Origin of the sequence: Streptomyces sp. NPDC002133 (genome assembly GCF_040296405.1) — a bacterium.
GTDB lineage: Bacteria > Actinomycetota > Actinomycetes > Streptomycetales > Streptomycetaceae > Streptomyces.
Genome location: NZ_JBEOXF010000002.1, coordinates 187,533 through 205,408, shown reverse-complemented (window position 1 = coordinate 205,408; position 17,876 = coordinate 187,533). Strand labels below are relative to the sequence as shown.

At 71.6% G+C, this 17,876-nt stretch carries 13 protein-coding genes; 5 read left to right on the top strand and 8 right to left on the bottom strand.

Features of this window, described 5'->3' with window-relative positions; genetic code table 11:
• Positions 1-3: 3 nt before the first annotated feature.
• The 4 genes from ABT078_RS03290 to ABT078_RS03275 all read right to left on the bottom strand — a co-directional run bounded on the left by ABT078_RS03290 (position 4) and on the right by ABT078_RS03275 (position 4,338).
• The gene (locus ABT078_RS03290; RefSeq protein ID WP_351223269.1) at positions 4-519 is read right to left on the bottom strand and encodes an ATP-binding protein; all 516 of its coding nucleotides are present in this window, start codon (positions 517-519) and stop codon (positions 4-6) included.
• Positions 520-781: 262 nt separating this feature from the next.
• The gene (locus ABT078_RS03285) at positions 782-1,549 is read right to left on the bottom strand and encodes an enoyl-CoA hydratase/isomerase family protein (RefSeq protein WP_242329964.1); all 768 of its coding nucleotides are present in this window, start codon (positions 1,547-1,549) and stop codon (positions 782-784) included.
• A 111-nt stretch (positions 1,550-1,660) separates the two neighbouring features.
• Positions 1,661-2,911 (bottom strand): L,D-transpeptidase, encoded by a 1,251-nt coding sequence (locus ABT078_RS03280; RefSeq protein ID WP_351223266.1) that lies wholly within the window; start codon positions 2,909-2,911, stop codon positions 1,661-1,663.
• A gap of 200 nt (positions 2,912-3,111) precedes the next feature.
• Positions 3,112-4,338, bottom strand: coding sequence for a L,D-transpeptidase (locus ABT078_RS03275; RefSeq protein ID WP_351223264.1), 1,227 nt, complete (start codon positions 4,336-4,338; stop codon positions 3,112-3,114).
• A 200-nt stretch (positions 4,339-4,538) separates the two neighbouring features.
• On the opposite strand from ABT078_RS03275, the gene glgX reads away from it, so the two are divergent.
• Positions 4,539-6,830, top strand: a complete 2,292-nt coding sequence (gene glgX / locus ABT078_RS03270; RefSeq protein WP_351223262.1) for a glycogen debranching protein GlgX — start codon at positions 4,539-4,541, stop codon at positions 6,828-6,830.
• Between the two features lie 106 nt (positions 6,831-6,936).
• Here glgX and ABT078_RS03265 read toward each other — a convergent pair whose 3' ends face one another.
• From ABT078_RS03265 to ABT078_RS03250, 4 genes are read right to left on the bottom strand one after another with little or no spacing between them, the layout of a single operon-like run.
• Positions 6,937-7,575 (bottom strand): response regulator, encoded by a 639-nt coding sequence (locus ABT078_RS03265; protein ID WP_351223260.1) that lies wholly within the window; start codon positions 7,573-7,575, stop codon positions 6,937-6,939.
• Positions 7,568-8,806 (bottom strand): sensor histidine kinase, encoded by a 1,239-nt coding sequence (locus ABT078_RS03260; protein WP_351223258.1) that lies wholly within the window; start codon positions 8,804-8,806, stop codon positions 7,568-7,570. Before ABT078_RS03260 ends, ABT078_RS03265 begins: the two co-directional genes overlap by 8 nt.
• Before the next feature lie 32 nt (positions 8,807-8,838).
• Positions 8,839-9,582, bottom strand: coding sequence for an ABC transporter permease (locus ABT078_RS03255; RefSeq protein WP_351223257.1), 744 nt, complete (start codon positions 9,580-9,582; stop codon positions 8,839-8,841).
• A gap of 1 nt (position 9,583) precedes the next feature.
• Positions 9,584-10,486, bottom strand: a complete 903-nt coding sequence (locus ABT078_RS03250; protein WP_351223255.1) for an ABC transporter ATP-binding protein — start codon at positions 10,484-10,486, stop codon at positions 9,584-9,586.
• Positions 10,487-10,649: 163 nt separating this feature from the next.
• Between ABT078_RS03250 and ABT078_RS03245 the strand changes: the two genes are divergently transcribed.
• The 4 genes from ABT078_RS03245 to ABT078_RS03230 all read left to right on the top strand — a co-directional run bounded on the left by ABT078_RS03245 (position 10,650) and on the right by ABT078_RS03230 (position 17,870).
• Positions 10,650-12,449: an ABC transporter ATP-binding protein gene (locus tag ABT078_RS03245; RefSeq protein ID WP_351223253.1), complete on the top strand. Its 1,800-nt coding sequence runs from the start codon at positions 10,650-10,652 to the stop codon at positions 12,447-12,449.
• Entirely contained in the window at positions 12,446-14,359 is a 1,914-nt protein-coding gene (locus tag ABT078_RS03240) for an ABC transporter ATP-binding protein (RefSeq protein WP_351223251.1), read from the top strand. Before ABT078_RS03245 ends, ABT078_RS03240 begins: the two co-directional genes overlap by 4 nt.
• Positions 14,360-14,708: 349 nt before the next feature.
• Entirely contained in the window at positions 14,709-15,434 is a 726-nt protein-coding gene (locus ABT078_RS03235) for a hotdog fold domain-containing protein (protein WP_351223249.1), read from the top strand.
• A gap of 405 nt (positions 15,435-15,839) precedes the next feature.
• Positions 15,840-17,870: a M4 family metallopeptidase gene (locus tag ABT078_RS03230; RefSeq protein WP_351223247.1), complete on the top strand. Its 2,031-nt coding sequence runs from the start codon at positions 15,840-15,842 to the stop codon at positions 17,868-17,870.
• Positions 17,871-17,876 lie beyond the last annotated feature (6 nt).

Genomic DNA, 17,876 nt, shown 5'->3' with positions numbered 1-17,876 from the left:
GACTCAGCGGTCGGAGACGCGCATCTCGAACCACGTCGTCTTGCCGCGCGGCAGCAGATCGACGCCCCAGCGGTCGGAGAGCTTGTCGACCAGGAAGAGGCCACGACCGCTGGTGTCCAGCTCGTGCACCGGCATCAGACACGGCAGCCCGCGCGAGGGGTCGCGCACCTCGACGCGGATCCAGCCGCGCCGGCGCAGCAGCCGCAGCCCGAAGACCCGTGCGCCGGTGTGCCGCACCGCGTTGCCGACGAGCTCGGAGACGAGCAGGATCGCGTGTTCGGCGACCTGCGGGGAGAGCGCCCACTGGCGCAGCACCACACACTGCGTCAGCCTGCGGGCGGTGGCCGCCGACTCGGGACGGGACGGCAGCCGGACCTCCTCGTCCGTCGGATTCCCGAACAACTCGAGTGCCTTGAGCGCCTGTTCGTCCTCGACGGCCGGCATCCACCGCGCAGCGGTCACACTTCCGCGCTGCCGCGGTTGCTCCGTACCCTCCAGCCCCGCCATGCCCCCCATCATGGCCGCCCAGAGCACCTCGCGTGACCGTTCCGGAGGAATCGGTACCCCGGAATCGGTGATTCCGGGGTACCGGTTTGGCATATGCCAGCGGCAGAACAGAACCCTCCGCAGCCCAGCTGACCTGCGGTGACGCACCGCTTACAAATGATCGCCAAGCGCAGCGGGCAGGATCGCCTTAAGGTTCTCTTAAGGTGCGCTTAAGCCACCCATCGGGTTGACGCGAAGGCCTGAAGTGTCCAACAGGGCCCGCATCAGGGTGACTTCAGAGGAACTTCGCCTTCCCCGGACCCTCCTCGACGAAGCTGCGCATCCCGCGCTCACGGTCCTCGGTCGCGAACAGCCCCGCAAACCAGTTCCGTTCGATCGCCAGACCCGTGTCGATGTCCGTCTCCAGGCCCGCGTCGACGGACTCCTTCGCCGCACGCAGCGCGAGCGCCGGCCCCTGCGCCAGCTTCGCCGCCCAGGCGTGCGCCTGCTCGTACACCTCGGCGGCTGGCACGACCCGGTCGACCAGGCCGATCGCGAGCGCCTCGTCGGCCTTCACATGGCGGCCCGTGAAGATGAGGTCCTTGGCCTTGGACGGGCCGACCAGCCGGGCGAGCCGCTGGGTGCCGCCCGCGCCCGGGATCAGCCCGAGCAAGATCTCCGGCTGGCCCAGCTTGGCGTTGTCGGCGGCGATCCTGTAGTCGGCGCAGAGCGCCAGCTCGCAGCCGCCACCCAGGGCGTAGCCGGTGACGGCAGCGACCACGGGCTTGGGGATACGGGCGACGGCGGTGAACGAGTCCTGCAGGGCCCGGGACCGCTTGACCATCGCGGCGTGGTCCATCACCTGCATCTCCTTGATGTCCGCGCCGGCCGCGAACACCTTCTCGCCGCCGTACAGGATCACGGCCCGCACGTCGTCGCGGTCCGTCGCCTCGGCGGCGAGCTCGCGCAGCCGGTCCTGCGTGGCGATGTCGAGGGCGTTCATCGGGGGGCGGTCGAGGCGGATCGTGCCGACGCCTTCGGAGACTTCCAGAGAAACGGTCATGGCAAGCAGGTTAGTAGGAGGGGGCCCGGGGACGTCCCCCGAGAAGGCGCAGCACGTGGGAGGGCCCGGTGCCGTCCGTCACAGCACCGGGCCCTCCCAAGGGTGTACGTCCTACTTGGACCACTCCGCCCAGGACATGTTCCAGCCGTTCAGGCCGTTGTCCGGGGCGATCTGCTTGTCCTTGGAGTTCTTCACGACCACCACGTCGCCGATGATCGAGTTGCTGTACATCCAGGCCGCCGGGGCGTTCTTGTCCCAGCCGCCGCGCACGTCCCGCAGCCCCACACAGCCGTGGCTGACGTTCGCCGAGCCGAAGGTTCCGGACGAGGCCCAGTAGTTGCCGTGGATGAAGGTGCCGGAGGTGGACAGGCGCATCGCGTGCGGCACGTCCTTGATGTCGTACTCGCCGCCGAAGCCCACGGTGGCGCCGTTCATCCGGGTCACCCGGTACTTCTCGCTGATGACCATCTGGCCGTTGTACGTCGTCGTCGACGGGGCGCCCGCGGTGATCGGGATGGTCTTGATGAGCTTGCCGTCCCGCACGACCTTCATGGTGTGGGCCTTGGCGTCCACGGTGGAGACCTGGCTGCGGCCGATGGTGAAGGAGAACGACTTGGCCTGCTTGCCGTACACCCCGGGCCGGCCCTCGACGCCGTCCAGGTTGAGCTTGACGGTCACCTTCGTGCCCGCCGCCCAGTACTTCTCCGGGCGGAAGTCGAGCCGGTCGTTGCCGAACCAGTGGCCCTCGACCGGGACCGACGGCTCGGCGGTCACCTCGATGGCGTTCTCGACGGCCTCGGGGTCGGTGATGCCACGGGTGAAGTTGATGGAGACCGGCATGCCGACGCCGACGGTGGAGCCGGCCTCGGGCGTGTAGTGGCCGACGAAGGTGTTCTTCGGGACGAGGGTGGTGAAGGTGGTGTCCTTCGCGGACTCACGGCCCTCCGCGTCCTTGGCGACCGCGTGCACCTTGTACTTGGTGGCCGCGGCGAGGTGCGCCAGCGGCTCCCAGGCGGCCCCGTCCGCGGCCACCTTGCCCTCGACCTTGTTGCCCTTGTCGTCCTGGACGGTGACCGCGGTCAGCTTCCCCTTGTCGGCCGTCACCTTGAGGGCGCCGCTGGTGGCCACCGAGGACGCACCGTCCTTGGGGGCGACGGTCACGACCGCCTGCGACGCGGTGGTGCCGACCTTGCCGCTGTCCTTCCGGCCCTTGTCGTCCGTGCCCTTTTCGGTGTCCCCGCCCCCGCATGCCGTCACCAGCAGCAGCAACGCCCCCAGCAGCAGGGCCAGCACACCGGTGCCGCCGCGCCCGCGTGCGCCGCGCATCCCGACCGATGCCCCCGATATCGGCTGCCCGTTCACGATTGGTTTTCTCCCCTCGCACGGCCTGGCCCCGCCACGGCCCGTGGAGCCCGGCGCACGGCCGGGCCACTACCCCCACGCACGCTCCCTGCGCGCCTGGCGATAGATAATCACACCGCGAGCCGTGGCAACTCCCCACGGATGTCACCGTTCAGTCCCAACATGTCCAGGACGGGTGCGGTCCATGCAGGTCAGCGGGGTCAGCTCAGCACCGAACCGGCTTTCCACTCCGCCCAGTCCATGTTCCAGCCGCTCAGACCGTTCCAGGGATCGACCGTCCGGTCAGGGGAATTGACGACTTCCACCACGTCCCCGATCAGAGTCCGGTCGAAGAACCACCCGGCCGGAGCGTCCTGGCTGCCGCCCTGCGCGTCGCGGAGGCCGACACAGCCGTGGCTGACGTTCTTCGTACCGAAGACGGAAGGGTCCGCCCAGTAGTTCCCGTGCAGGAAGGTACCCGAGGTGGTGAGCCGGATCGCGTGCGGCACGTCCTTGATGTCGTACTCGCTCTTGCCCTTCTTGTTCCGGAAGCCGACCGTGGCCCCGTTCATCCGAGTCACGTCGAACATCTCGCTGACCACCATCTTCCCGTTGTACGTGGTCGTTTTCCTCGCCCCGGCCGTGATCGGCAGGGTCGCCAGCAGCTTGCCGTCGCGGCGCACCTCCATCGTGTGGTTGCGTGCGTCGACCGTGGAGATCTGCGAACGGCCCACGGTGAAGGTGGTGGTCTTGCTCTGGAGGCCGAACACGCCCGGCGCGCCCTCCACGTCGCGCAGCCGCAGATCGACGGAGACCTTGGTGCCCGGCTTCCAGTAGTCGCGCGGGCGGAAGTCGAGCCGCTGCCCGTCGAACCAGTGGCCGACGACCTCCACCGGCGGGTCGGCCTTGATGCCGATGGCGCGCTGGACGGCCGCCCGGTTTTCGATCCGCCGGTTGAAGACGAACGAGACGATCATGCCGGTGCCGACGGTGGACCGGTTCTCCGGATTGAAGTAGCCGATGAAGTGGTGCTCGGGAACCAGGGTCGTGAAGGTGGTGTGCCGGGCCGAGCGGCGGCCGTGGGCGTCGAGAGCGACCGCGTCGATCCGGTACTTCGCCGCCAGCGCGAGGCGGGTGCCGGGATCGGGCCGCCAGCTCAGCCCGTCCACCGCGATCCTGCCGGGAATCTCGGCCGGCTGGGCGTCCTCGATCCGGGTGACCCTGACGCGTTCCAGCCGCCCACTGGGCAGCTTCACCTCCAGCTTCCCGTCGGCCGTCACACGTCTCGCCCCGTTCTCGGGGGTGATCCTGATGACGTCTTCGGCCGATCGCGGCTTACTGCCGAGATCCAGCTCACCGCCGGTGCAGCCGGTCAGCCCGGCCAGGATTCCAGTCCAGACGAGGGCGGCGGCCAGCGTGGCCCTCGTCCGCTTCACCGCGTTGCTCACAGAGTCCACCTCGTGGGGTCGCAGAGACACAGCTCGTCCCGCCCAACGACCATCCCCCTCGCAGGGGTACGTGAGCGCGGGTCATGTTGGGAGTAGCACAGCGCGGGCAGAACAGGTGGGAGGACCACGCGCGGGGCGCCGCGGCCGGGACGCCGCGCGCCGCAGCCCGCGGGGCCCGACGAGCCGCGGGAGGCCGACACGTGTCGAGCGCAGCCGAGCAGGAGGCAGTGCGGGAAGGGGGGTTGTCGTCCCCTGAAGTGGGGCGGCGCCCCGCGCTGAACGGACGGCGCAGGGAGGCCGGCGTCCAGGGGCAGGGCCCCGAGGTCTGGCCGGGGGCGCCGACACCGCTGGGTGCCCGCTTCCGGGTGGGGCCCGACGGGGTCGCGGGCACCAACTTCGCGCTGTGGGCGGGCGGGGCGGAAGCGGTCGAGCTGTGCCTGTTCGACGAGGCGGGCCTCGAGACCCGGGCGCCGCTGACCGAACTGACGCACGAGATCTGGCACGGCTTCGTACCGGGCGTACGGCCCGGCCGGCGGTACGGCTTCCGGGTGCACGGCCGCTGGGACCCCTGGACCGGCGCCCGCTGGAACCCCGCGAAGCTGCTCCTCGACCCGTACGCCCGGGCCGTCGACGGCGACTTCACGCTGCCCCCCGAGGTGTACGGGCATGTGCGCGACTGGCCGCAGCAGCATGTCGCCGACACCGTGCGCGACGACCGCGACTCGGCACCGTTCGTCCCGAAGGGCGTCGTCGTCCACGACGACGCCCCCGACGACGAGTGGGCCGACGACCGGCGGCCCAAGACTCCGTGGGCCGACTCGGTCATCTACGAGCTGCACGTGCGCGGCTTCACGAAGCTGCACCCGGACGTCCCCGAGGAGCTGCGGGGTACGTACGCGGGCCTCGCGCACCCGGCCGCGATCGGCCATCTCGTGCGCCTCGGGGTCACGGCGGTCGAGCTGCTGCCGGTCCATCAGTTCGCCCACGAGGACCATCTGCTGCGGCGCAGGCTGAAGAACTACTGGGGCTACAACTCGATCGGCTACTTCGCACCGCACGCGGCCTACAGTGCGTCGGGGACGGCCGGCCAGCAGGTCGGCGAGTTCAAACGGATGGTGCGGGCGCTGCACGCGGCGGGCATCGAGGTCATCCTCGACGTCGTCTACAACCACACGGCGGAGGCGGGCGAGCTGGGCCCGACGCTGTCGCTGCGGGGCATCGACAACCGCGGCTACTACCGCCTCCAGTCCGACGCCCGCCGGTACGCGGACTACACCGGCTGCGGGAACACGCTGCACGTCGTCCAGCCCCATGTCCTGCGGCTGATCACCGACTCGCTGCGCTACTGGGTCACCGAGATGGGCGTCGACGGCTTCCGCTTCGACCTCGCGGCGGCGCTCGCCCGGTCGATGCACGACGTCGACATGCTCTCGCCCTTCCTCGCGGTGATCGCCCAGGACCCGGTGCTGCGCCGCGTGAAGCTGATCGCCGAGCCGTGGGACGTGGGCAACGGGGGCTACCAGGTCGGTGCGTTCCCGCCGCTGTGGACGGAGTGGAACGACCGCTACCGGGATGCCGTGAGGGACTTCTGGCGCGGCGCGCTGCCCGACGTACGGGACCTCGGCTACCGGCTCTCGGGCTCCAGCGACCTGTACGCGTGGGGCGGGCGGCGGCCGTACGCGTCGGTCAACTTCATCACCGCCCATGACGGCTTCACCCTGCGCGACCTGGTCTCGTACGAGCGCAAGCACAACGAGGCGAACGGCGAGGGCAACAGGGACGGCACGAACGACAACCGGGCCTGGAACTGCGGCGTCGAGGGCGAGACGGACGACCCGCGGATCAACGCGCTGCGGCGCCGGCAGATCCGCAATCTCCTCACGACGCTGCTGCTGTCCACCGGCGTGCCGATGCTCGTCGCGGGCGACGAGATGGGCCGCACGCAGGGCGGCAACAACAACGCGTACTGCCAGGACAACGAGGTCGGCTGGCTCGACTGGTCGCTGCTCGACCGGCCGGGGCCGAGCGGGCTGCTGGCGCTGACGTCCCGGCTGCTGGCACTGCGCAGCGCGCATCCGGTCCTGCGGCGCAGGGCGTTCTTCTCCGGGCGCCCGCAGACGGCCGACGGGCTGCGGGACCTGGCGTGGTTCACCCCTCGGGGTGCGGAGATGACGGAGCAGGACTGGTACGCGCCGGCGTCGACGGTCGCGCTCTATCTCTCGGGCCGGGACATCCCGGGCCGGGACGCGCGGGGGGCACAGGTCACGGACGACAGCTTTCTGACGGTGCTGCACGCGGGGAGCAGACCGGTGCCGTTCCGGCTGCCGGGTCCGCCGTGGGCGGAGGCGTACGAGCTGGTCGTGGACACCTCGCTGGAGGATCAGGCGACCGTGCCGGGCACGCTGCACCGGGGCGGCGAGACGGTGACGGTGCCGGCGCGGGCGGTGTGGCTGCTGCGGGTGTGCGACGAGCCGGAACCGCGCGAACGATGACCGCGCGAGCGGCCGCATCCGGGGAGCGGCCCTCGCGCAGACGGCCCGGCGGACGCGTCGGCGTACGCGGGCCCCTGCTCGCGGGGGCGGACGCCCGCGCGCCCGGTCAGCCCAGGATTCCCCGGTCGTAGCCGGCCGCAACCGCCGCCGCGCGGTCCTTGACCGCCAGCTTGGCGTAGATGTGGGTGAGATGGGTCTTCACCGTGGCCTCGCTGATGAACAGTTCGGCGGCGATCTCCCGGTTCGAGGTGCCCCTGGCGACCAGGGCGAGGACCTCGCGTTCCCGGGCGCTGAGGGGTTCGTCGCGCGGGGCCGGGTTGCGGACGCGGGAGACCAGTCGGGAGGCGACCGCCGGGGAGAGGACCGTACGTCCGTCGGCGGCTGCCCGGACCGCGGTGAACAGCTCCTCGCGTGGGGCGTCCTTGAGGAGATAGCCGGTCGCGCCCGCCTCGATCGCGGGGATGGTGTCCGCGTCGGTGTCGTACGTGGTGAGGACGAGGACCCTGGCGCGGGCACCGCGGCGGGCGAGTTCCGCGATGGCCTCGACCCCGCCGCCGCCGGGCATCCGCAGGTCCATGAGGACGACATCGGGGTCGAGCCGTTCGGCGAGCGCGACCCCGGCGGCGCCGTCGGCGGCCTCGCCGAGCACGGCGAATCCGGGCGCCGACTCGAACATGCCGCGCAGCCCGTCCCGTACGACGGGATGGTCGTCGACGATCAGCACGGAGATGGTCTGTTCAGCCATGGCGCACCAACGGTACGCGAGCCGAGACCGCCGTACCGCCGCCCGGCTCGGATTCGACGGTGACCGAGCCGGCGATACGGGCGGCGCGTGCGCGCATACCGTCCAGGCCGAAACCGCTCGTGCCGGTGCGGGCGGGCAGGGCACGGGGATCGAAGCCGCGCCCGTCGTCGCGGACGTCGAGCGTCACTTCGTCGCCCATGTACGACAGGGTCACCCCGGCCCGGTCCGCGCGGGCGTGCCGGTCGGTGTTGGCGAGCGCTTCCTGCGCGATCCGCAGCAGTGTCGCGGCGACCTCGTCGTGCAGCGGCTCCACGGCCCCGGTGAGGATGAAACGGGCCGCCACCCCGCTGCGCTCCGACCATTCGGCGACGGTCTTCTCCAGCGCCACGGGCAACTCGTCGTGGGCGAGGGCGGACGGGGCGAGGTTCTGCACCGAACGGCGGGCCTCGCCCAGGCTGTGCCGGGCGAGGGCGGCGGCCCGCTCCGCGTGCGTGCGGGCGACATGCGAATCGTCGGTGCCGGTGACCACCTGCAGTTGGGCGATGATGCCGGTCAGTCCCTGCGCGAGGGTGTCGTGGATCTCGGCGGCGAGCCGTCGCCTTTCGTCGGCTACGCCCGCCTCCCTGGCCTGGACGACGAGTTGGGCGTGCAGCCCCGCGTTCTCCTCCAGGGCCTGCTCCAGACGGGCGTTGATGCGCTCCAGCTCGACGATGGTGGCGGCCTTCTGCTGCGCGCTCTCGGCCTCCTCGACCGCGATCCGGGCGAAGACGAGCGAAAGGCAGGCGTTGAGGGCGAACAGCGCGCCGAACGCCACCCAGTTCATCGCCGACGCCGGCGGCAGCCCCCCGGACTGCGAGCCCGCCATCGTCACGGCGGTGGCGACCAGCCCGGCGCGGACCCAGCGGCGCGGCAGCAGGATGCCGGCGTCGAAGTAGCCGAGAACCGCGTAGACGGCGAAGAACGGGTTGAGCCAGGTGAGCGCGAACGCGAGGACGGTACGGACGGCGTAGTAGATCCGCGCGGGTACGGCGAACTCGGGCATCCCGGGCCGGGTTCGGCTCCACCACAGCTCCAGGGCGAGTGCCACCGGCAGCAGGACGAGTGCCACGTACCGTTCGGTGCCGGGCGTCAGCGACGGCGCGGTGGCGGCCGCGATCGGGGCGGAGAGGCCGAGCAGGGCGTACGGACCGTGGCGGAAGAACTGCTCCCAGCGCTGTTCGGCGGTGGTCATGCGCCCAGTGTCCCCCGTGCGCCGGGAAAGGCTCACTCCCATCGGAACCAGCGGACCGCGACACCGGTCAGCAGCGCCGTCCACAGCGCGGTGACCCCGATGGCGGTCCAGCTCGGCCAGCCGCCCGCCGCCGCCCGGTCCAGTGCCTCGGACGCCGCGCCGAACGGGGTGAACCGGACGATGTCCCGGAGCATGTCGGGCATGGCCTGCACCGGCACCCACACCCCGGCGGTGAACATCGCCGGGAAGAAGACGACGGAGCCGATCGCCGTCGCGATCTTCTGTGTGCGGGAGACCGCGCACACGGTCGCGCCGAGCGCCAGCGCCCCCGCCGTGGTGAGGACGAGGGCGAGGAGGTAGCCGCCGGGCTGCCCGGGCAGGGCCACGCCGAAGGCGATCCGCCCGACGGCGACGGCGAGCAGCGCCGAGAGCAGCGCGGCGGCTCCGTGGAGCACGAGCTGCGCGGTGAGCAGCGCGGCCGGCCGCACCGGTGTGACCGACATCCGACGCAGGATGCCGCGTTCCCGGTAGCCGGTGAGGACGGGCGGCATGGCCTGCAGGCCGGCCATGATCATGGCGAGGAGCACGGCGACGGGGACGTACAGATCGACCACGCGGCGGCCGCCGATGTCGTCGGACGCCTCCCGGAAGGAGGGGATGAGGCCGATGACCGTGAGCAGGACGGAGGGGAAGACGAGGATCCAGAAGAGGCTGCCGGGTTCACGGGTGAAGAGCCGGGTCTCGGTCCTCAGGACGGCGGTTGCGGGGGACGGCATGTCAGGTCTTCTCCTCAGTGAGGTCGAGGAACGCGTCGTCGAGCGTGGCCTCGGTGACGCGCAGCTGATGGGCGGTGATGCGGTGGCGTGCGAGGAGCGTGATCACGGCGTTCGCGGTCTCGTCGGTGCCGTGGACGACCACCCGGCCGGCCCGGGTCTCGACGTCGGCCGCCTGGGGCAGCGCGGCCAGCTCGCGTGCGTCGAGCGGCTGTGACGGGGTGAACGAGATGACGGTGGCGCCGCTGGTGCGCCGGATCAGTCCCGACGGGGTGTCGAGCGCTGCGATCCTGCCCTTGTCGATGACGGCGATCCGGTCGCAGAGCCGCTGTGCCTCCTCCATGAAGTGGGTGACGAGAAGGACGGTGACGCCGCCGGCCCGGACCTCCTCGATCAGGCTCCAGGTGTCGCGGCGGGCGCGGGGATCGAGTCCGGTGGTGAGCTCGTCGAGGACGACGACGCGCGGGTTGCCGATCAGCGCGAGCGCGATGAACAGCCGCTGCTTCTGGCCGCCGGAAAGCTTGGCGAAGCAGGTGGTGAGCTTCTCGGTGAGGCCGAGACGTTCCGCGAGGGGCCGCCAGTCGGCGGGCTGCGGGTAGAACGCGGCGTACAGCTCCAGGGCCTCGCGCACCGTCAGCTTCGGCTGCAGTTCGCTCTCCTGGAGCTGCGCGCCGAGGAGGCGTGTGACGCGTTCGTGGTCGGCCGCCGGGTCGAGTCCTGCGACGCGGACCGTGCCCGCGTCGGGCAGCCGCAGCCCCTCGACGCATTCGACGGTCGTGGTCTTGCCCGCGCCGTTGGGGCCGAGGATCCCGAAGATCTCGCCTTCCTCGACGCCGAAGGTCACCCCGTCCACGGCCGCCCGGCCGCCGTAGGACTTGCGCAGTCCGTTCACTTCGACAATCGCCATGCGTACGAGAGTGCTGTCAGGCGCCCCGGCGCGGTATCGGCCGACGCGCTCGAAGGCGCATCGGCCGATCGGTTGACGGACTCGTACGACCCTCGCCGCCGTGGCCACCGTCACCGAAAACTCGGTGGGCCGGTGTCAGTGGTGAACCGTAGGCTCGCCCCTGATGCCCAGAACAGATTCAGTCACCAAGGATGACCGGTCCGCCGTTCGCTCGCTGCTGCGGCTGTGGCCCTATGTCCGGCCCGTACGGGCCCGGCTGTTCACGGCGGCGTTCGTCGCCGTCGTCGCGTCCTGTCTGAGCCTGGTGATCCCCCTGGTCCTGAAGTGGATGGTGGACGGGCCGGTCGCGGAGCGGGACACCGGCGGGGTGTGGCTCGGGGCGCTGTATCTCCTGCTGCTCGGCATCGCGGAGGCGGTGCTGTTCGGGTTCCGGCGCTGGCTGGTGGCGCGACCGCTGGCCGGGGTCGAGGCCGCGATGCGGGCGGATCTGTTCCGGCATCTGCAGCGGATGCCGGTGGCGTTCCACGACCGGTGGGCGTCGGGGCAGCTGCTGTCGCGCGGGACGACGGATCTGATGCTCCTGCGGATGTTCCTCGCGTTTCCGCTGACGTTCCTGCTGGTCAATGGCGTGACGATCCTCGTCGGCGCGGGGATCATGCTGGCCCAGCAGTGGACGCTCGGGCTGATCCTGCTGGCGCCGGTCGCTCCGCTCGTGTTCGTGATCGCCAGGTTCGAGGCGCGCTACTCGACGGTCGCGCGGACGGCACAGGACCAGGTCGGCGATCTGACGACCGTCGTCGAGGAGAGCGTGCTCGGCATCCGCATCATCAAGGGCTTCGGCCGCCACCGCAGCCAGGCGAAGGCCTTCCGCGCACTGACCGAGCGGCTGCGTGGCACGGAGCTGGTCAAGGCCCGACTGCTCGCGGGCATCTTCGGCATCATCATGATCGTCCCCGAACTCGCGATCGGCGCGGCGCTGGTCGCCGGCACGATGCAGGTGGCGGACGGAAGCCTGTCGGCCGGCACGCTCGTCGCCTTCCTCTCGACGGCCCTCGCCCTGCGCTGGCCGGTGGACGCGATGGGATTCCTGCTCGCGATGAGCCAGGAGGCGGCGACGGCGACGGACCGGTACTTCGAGGTCCTGGACGCGGAAGAGGAACGGGAGGAGGGCACCGTCTCCTCCGGAACCCGTCACGCCGGGTCCGCCCCGCGTGGCGACGGGCTGCGGTTCGAGGGCGTCGAGTTCCGCTTCCCCGACGCGCCAGCGGGCGCGGAACCGGTGCTCAAGGGCATCGAGCTGCACATCCGCCGCGGAGAGACCATGGCCCTCGTCGGGGGCACGGGCAGCGGCAAGACGACGCTGACGGCGCTCGTACCCCGGCTGTACGAGGTGACCGGCGGACGGATCACGTTGGACGGGCGGGACATCGCCGCGATGCCCCGCGAGGAGCTGCGCCTGCTGGTGTCGATGGCGTTCGAGGAGCCGACGCTCTTCTCGGCGAGCGTCGGGGAGAACGTGCGGATGGGCGCCGAGAGCTCCGGGGAAGAGGAGGTGCGGCGGGCGCTGGACGTGGCGCAGGCCGGGTTCGTGTCGACGCTGCCGCAGGGCGTCCACACCCAGGTCGGAGAGCAGGGCCTCAGCCTCTCCGGCGGTCAGCGGCAGCGGCTCGCACTCGCCCGCGCGGTCGTCGGACGGCCGCGGTTCCTGGTTCTCGACGACCCGCTGTCCGCGCTCGACGTGCACACGGAAGCGCTCGTGGAGGCCGCGCTGCGTCGTGTCCTGGAGGACACCACCGCCCTCGTCGTGGCGCACCGGCCGTCCACGGTCCTGCTCGCCGACCGGGTCGCACTGCTGTCGGGCGGCCGTATCGCCGCCGTCGGCACCCATCACGAACTGCTGCGGGACAACGCCGAGTACGCCTGGCTGATGTCGGGCGGTCATGCCGAGGAGCGAGCCCGATGACGCCATCGACGGCCACGACACCGCAGCCGGACGCCGAGGACGCCGCGGCCGGCGGTTCCGCCGAGGACGCCCGTGCGGACGCAGGGAGCACCGGCGCGCGACGCACGGACACGGGAGGCGATCCCTTCGACCGCGACGCGCTCCCTGCTGCCGACGGCGCCACCGGAGCGCTGCTGCGGTCCCTGCTGGCACCCCGCCGCGCCCGCGTCGTCCTCGCCGCGCTCCTTCTGCTCCTGCAGCAGGCCGCGGCGCAGGCGGGCCCGCTGCTCGTCGCGTACGCCATCGACAGCGGCGTGCCCGCGCTGCGCCGCGGCGACCACGGGCCGCTCGTGGTGGTCGGCGCGGGGTACGCAGTGTGCGCGATCGCGTCCGGCGCGTTCCAGTACGCGTTCATCCGCGCCGCCGCCCGCGTCAACCAGGACGTCCTGCTCGATCTGCGCGGCCGCATCTTCCGGCATGCCCAGGCGCTCAGCGTGGACTTCCACGAGCGGTACACCTCCGGGCGGCTGATCTCCCGTTCCACCACGGATGTCGAGTCGCTGCGCGAACTCCTCAGTGAGGGGCTCCAGGAGCTCATCGCCGTGATCCTCGCCTTCGTCTACATCTCGGCGATGCTGCTCTGGCTGGATCTGGGCATCGGCGGACTCGCCGTCCTCAGCTTCGTGCCGCTGTACCTGCTCGTACGGCTCTACCAGCGCCGCGCGGGCGTCGTGTTCGCCGAGCGGTCCACCGCGATCGCCGCCGTCATCGTGAAGTTCGCGGAGACGATGAACGGTATCCGGCCGGTGCGCGCCTTCCGCCGTGAGCGCGCGAACGACGAGCGCTTCCGGACGCTGAACGACCGGCACGCCCGCAGCAACGGCGACGCGCTGCTGGAGATGGCACGCTATGTCGTCGGCTCCCGTCTGGTGGCCAACACCGCCGTCGCCGGGATCGTCCTGTGGGGCGCGTACCGGGTGACCGAGGGGACGCTGGCGCTCGGCGTGCTCGCGGCCGCTGTGCTGTATCTGCGGCGGCTGTACGACCCGATCGACCGGCTCGGCATGTTCCTCAACTCGTACCAGTCGGCGGGCGCGTCGCTGGAGAAGATCGCCGGCCTGCTGGCGCAGACGCCGTCCGTGCCGGAGCCCGACCGCCCCGCGCGGCTGCACGCACGCTCCGACGCCGCCGGCCCCGGGCGGGAGGTGGTGTTCCAGGACGTCCGGTTCGCCTACCGCACCGGCGGCGAGGTGCTCCCCCGCTTCGGTCTGACGATCCCGGCAGGCCAGACGGTCGCGGTCGTCGGCTCGACCGGCGCGGGCAAGTCCACGCTCGCGAAGCTGCTGGCCCGCTTCTACGACCCGACGGACGGGCGCGTCCTGCTCGACGGCGTCGACCTGCGCGAGCTGGCCACGCCCGAACTGCGTCGCGGGGTGGTGATGGTGACCCAGGAGGCGTTCCTGTTCTCCGGCACGGTCGCGGAGAACATCGCGATCGGGCGGCCCGACGCGACCCGTGAGGACATCGAGCAGGCCGCCAAGGCGATCGGCGCGCACGACTTCATCCGCGCTCTGCCGGACGGCTACGACACGGACGTGCGCAAACGCGGCGGCCGGATCTCGGCGGGCCAGCGCCAGCTCGTCGCGTTCGCCCGGGCGCTGCTCGCCGACCCGGCGGTGCTGATCCTCGACGAGGCGACGAGCTCGCTGGACATTCCGGGTGAGCGCGCGGTGCAGCGGGCGATGGACACGGTGCTGCGCGGCCGTACGGCGGTGGTCATCGCCCACCGGCTGTCGACGGTGGAGATCGCCGACCGGGTGCTGGTGATGGAGCACGGCCGGATCGTGGAGGACGGCACTCCGGCCGAACTCACCCGCGGCACGGGGCGGTTCGCGGGACTGCACCGGGCGTGGCAGGAGAGCCTGGTCTGACGGGTGACCGCCGCGCCGGCCCGTGCGGGTGAAGGGCTCAGGCTCCGGCCTGTGCCCCTGATGGGCCCGGCGTGGCGAGCCTCGCACCCGGACATCGGCGCGGGGCTCGGCTTCGGACGAGGCGATCATCAGCACCGACGGCACCCCGTCGATCCGTGACGGGGCATCAACGGTTCGCTCCGGGAGGTCCTCGTGCCAGGTGTCGGACGGCGAGCGGCGGCAGGGCTCGCGGGACCGGCGATACCGGCCGTGCCGGCCGGTATCGCCGGCGCGACGGCCCGTCCCGCCCCGGCGCATCCTCGCCACCGGCCCGACGGGCAGTCGCCCGTGGTGTGGTGAGGTGGGGACCATGACGACGAGCGACGCGATCGTGGTGCCGGAGCTGTTCGTGGGCTATCCCGGAGTCGCCTTCGGCGGCTATGTGGCGGGGGTGCTGGCGGAGCGGTCCGGTGCGAAGACGGTACGGGTGGACTTCCGCGGACCGGTGCCGGTGGAGGTGCCCGTGCGGATCGCCGGAACGGTGGGCGGTGGCGCGGAGTTGGGAGACGGTGCGCGGCCGTTGGCGACGGCGGTCCCCGCCGAGCTGCGGGTCGATGCGCCCGGCACGCCGTCGTGGGGCGAGGCGGTGGCCGCGGCCGAGGCGTTCCGGTCGGCGCCGCCCGCCGGTCTCGTCGACTGCTTCGGGTGCGGCCTGGACCGTGCGCCCGACCGCGGTCTGCGCCAGCACTGCACGCCCGTGCCCGGCCGGGCACTGGTGGCCTGCGGCTGGGTGCCGGACCCTGCGCTCGCCGACACGGAAGGGCTCCTGCCGGCCGAGCTGGTGTGGGGCGCGCTGGACTGCCCCGGCAACTGGGCGGGCCGTCTGCTCGGCACCCAGCGCCCGGGCGCCGTCACCGCCGCCCTCACCGGGACGCTGCTGCGCCCCGTGACCGCGGGCGAACCGCACATCTCGTACGCCTGGCTCCAGGACGAGTCGGGGCGCAAGCACACGATGGGCGTCGCCCTGGCCTCGGCGGACGGCGAACTGTGCGCCCTCGCCGAGGCGTTGTGGGTGGACCCCAGGCCCACGGCCTGACCCCGGCCGGACCGCACGCCCCGGGACACGGGCCGTCGGCCGACGGGCGGACGGCACGGATCGAGCCAGAGTCCGCAGCGGTCCTCCCGGGTGGCGCGTACCCTCCGCCCACTTCTCCGCCCGACCGGGACGACGCCGTTCCGGATCCCGGCGCGCCCTTCACCTTCAGGCCCGCCCGCCTCCTCGATGGCGTCACGGTGGCGATCGGCCAAACGTCCGCTCAACGAACATGACTTTTCGGGGAACGGACGGTTTCCGGCCAACTTATTGACGCGCTCCTGACATAGGCGCTCATTGCTGCCACTCTTCCCACGATCCCCGCACCACATGCTCCGCACCCGCTCCGTCGCTCTGCCCGGGTGGCCCACCCAGCTGCCCGTAACCCCCCTCGCAGAAGGAGTCCGTGTGAGACCCACCCCCAGACGTCGCCGTCGTGCCACCGCGACCGGTGCTCTGCTCGCAGCCGCGGCCATGCTCGCCGTCGGAGTCCAGTCCGGTTCCGCCACCGCGGCCGACGACGCCCCGGCCGCCGCACCGAAGAAGCAGGCCGCAACGGCCGCCGACCCGGGCGCGCTGCCCGCGCAGCTCAGCCCCGCGCAGCGGGCCGAGCTGATACGCGAGGCCAACGCCACGAAGGCCGCCACCGCTGCCGAACTCGGCCTCGGAGCCCAGGAGAAGCTCGTCGTCCGCGATGTCGTCCAGGACCGGGACGGCACCACGCACACCCGCTACGAGCGCACCTACGCGGGCCTGCCCGTGCTCGGCGGCGACCTGGTCGTCGCCGAGACGAAGGCCGGGAGCACCGAGTCCGTCACCAAGGCATCCCCCGCCGCGCTCGAGAACGTCGACACCAGTGCCGACGTCGCGCCCGCCGCCGCCGAGCAGCAGGCGGTCGCCGCCGCCAGGGCCGAGGGCTCGAAGAAGAGCGCCGCCGACCGGGCCCCGCGCAAGGTCGTCTGGATGGCCCAGGGCAAGCCGATGCTCGCGTACGAGACCGTCGTCGGAGGCCTCCAGCACGACGGGACCCCGAACGAGCTGCACGTCGTCACCGACGCCACCACCGGCAAGAAGCTCTACGAGTGGCAGGCGATCCACAACGGCACCGGCAACACCATGTACAGCGGCCAGGTCACGCTCGGCACCGCGCCGTCGTACACGCTGACCGACACCGGCCGCGGCAACCACAGGACGTACAACCTCAACCGCGGCACCTCCGGCACCGGCACGCTGTTCGCCGGCTCCGACGACACCTGGGGCGACGGCACCCCGCAGAACCTGGAGACCGCGGGCGCCGACGCACACTACGGCGCGGCCCTCACCTGGGACTACTACAAGAACGTGCACGGCCGCAGCGGCATACGCGGCGACGGCGTCGGCGCGTACTCCCGCGTCCACTACGGCAACGCGTACGTCAACGCCTTCTGGTCCGACAGCTGCTTCTGCATGACCTACGGAGACGGCTCCGGCAACACCAAGCCGCTCACCTCCATCGACGTGGCCGCGCACGAGATGACGCACGGCGTCACCTCCAACACCGCCGGCCTGGTCTACAGCGGCGAGTCGGGCGGCCTCAACGAGGCGACGTCCGACATCTTCGCGGCGGCCGTCGAGTTCTACGCCAACAACCCCCAGGACGTCGGCGACTACCTCGTCGGCGAGAAGATCGACATCCGGGGCAACGGCACCCCGCTGCGCTACATGGACAAGCCGAGCAAGGACGGCTCCTCCAAGGACGCGTGGTACTCGGGCATCGGCGGCATCGACGTGCACTACTCGTCCGGCCCGGCGAACCACTGGTACTACCTGCTCTCCGAGGGCAGCGGCGCCAAGACCGTCAACGGCGTGAACTACGACTCGCCGACGTCGGACGGTCTGCCGGTCACCGGCATCGGCCGTGACAAGGCGTCGCTGATCTGGTTCAAGGCGCTGACGACGAAGTTCAACTCGAGCACGAACTACGCGGGCGCGCGCACCGGCACGCTCGCCGTCGCGAGCGAGCTGTACGGGGCGAGCAGTGCCGAGTACAAGGCCGTCGCGGACGCCTGGGCCGGGGTCAACGTCGGCTCCCGGCCCGGCGGCGACACGGGCACATCGTTCGAGAACGCCGCGGACGTCGCGATCCCGGACAACGGCGCGGCGGTCACGTCGTCGGTCACCGTCTCGGGCCGCACCGGCAATGCGCCGGCCACGCTCAAGGTCGGCGTCGACATCGTCCACACCTGGCGCGGTGACCTGGTCATCGATCTGCTGGCCCCGGACGGCACGGCGTACCGCCTGAAGAACTCCAGCGGCAGCGACTCCGCGGACAACGTCGTGGAGACGTACACGGTGAACGCGTCGAGCGAGGTCGCGAACGGCGTGTGGAAGCTGAAGGTCCAGGATGTGGCGGCGCTGGACACCGGGTACATCAACAGCTTCAAGCTGACGTTCCCGTAAGGCGCA

Coding starts and splice junctions, on each gene's coding strand:
- ABT078_RS03290 (WP_351223269.1), bottom strand. CDS start 519: ATGATGGGGGGCATGGCGGGGCTGGAGGGTACGGAGCAACCGCGGCAG.
- ABT078_RS03285 (WP_242329964.1), bottom strand. CDS start 1,549: ATGACCGTTTCTCTGGAAGTCTCCGAAGGCGTCGGCACGATCCGCCTC.
- ABT078_RS03265 (WP_351223260.1), bottom strand. CDS start 7,575: ATGGCTGAACAGACCATCTCCGTGCTGATCGTCGACGACCATCCCGTC.
- ABT078_RS03260 (WP_351223258.1), bottom strand. CDS start 8,806: ATGACCACCGCCGAACAGCGCTGGGAGCAGTTCTTCCGCCACGGTCCG.
- ABT078_RS03255 (WP_351223257.1), bottom strand. CDS start 9,582: ATGCCGTCCCCCGCAACCGCCGTCCTGAGGACCGAGACCCGGCTCTTC.
- ABT078_RS03250 (WP_351223255.1), bottom strand. CDS start 10,486: ATGGCGATTGTCGAAGTGAACGGACTGCGCAAGTCCTACGGCGGCCGG.
- ABT078_RS03245 (WP_351223253.1), top strand. CDS start 10,650: ATGCCCAGAACAGATTCAGTCACCAAGGATGACCGGTCCGCCGTTCGC.
- ABT078_RS03240 (WP_351223251.1), top strand. CDS start 12,446: ATGACGCCATCGACGGCCACGACACCGCAGCCGGACGCCGAGGACGCC.
- ABT078_RS03235 (WP_351223249.1), top strand. CDS start 14,709: ATGACGACGAGCGACGCGATCGTGGTGCCGGAGCTGTTCGTGGGCTAT.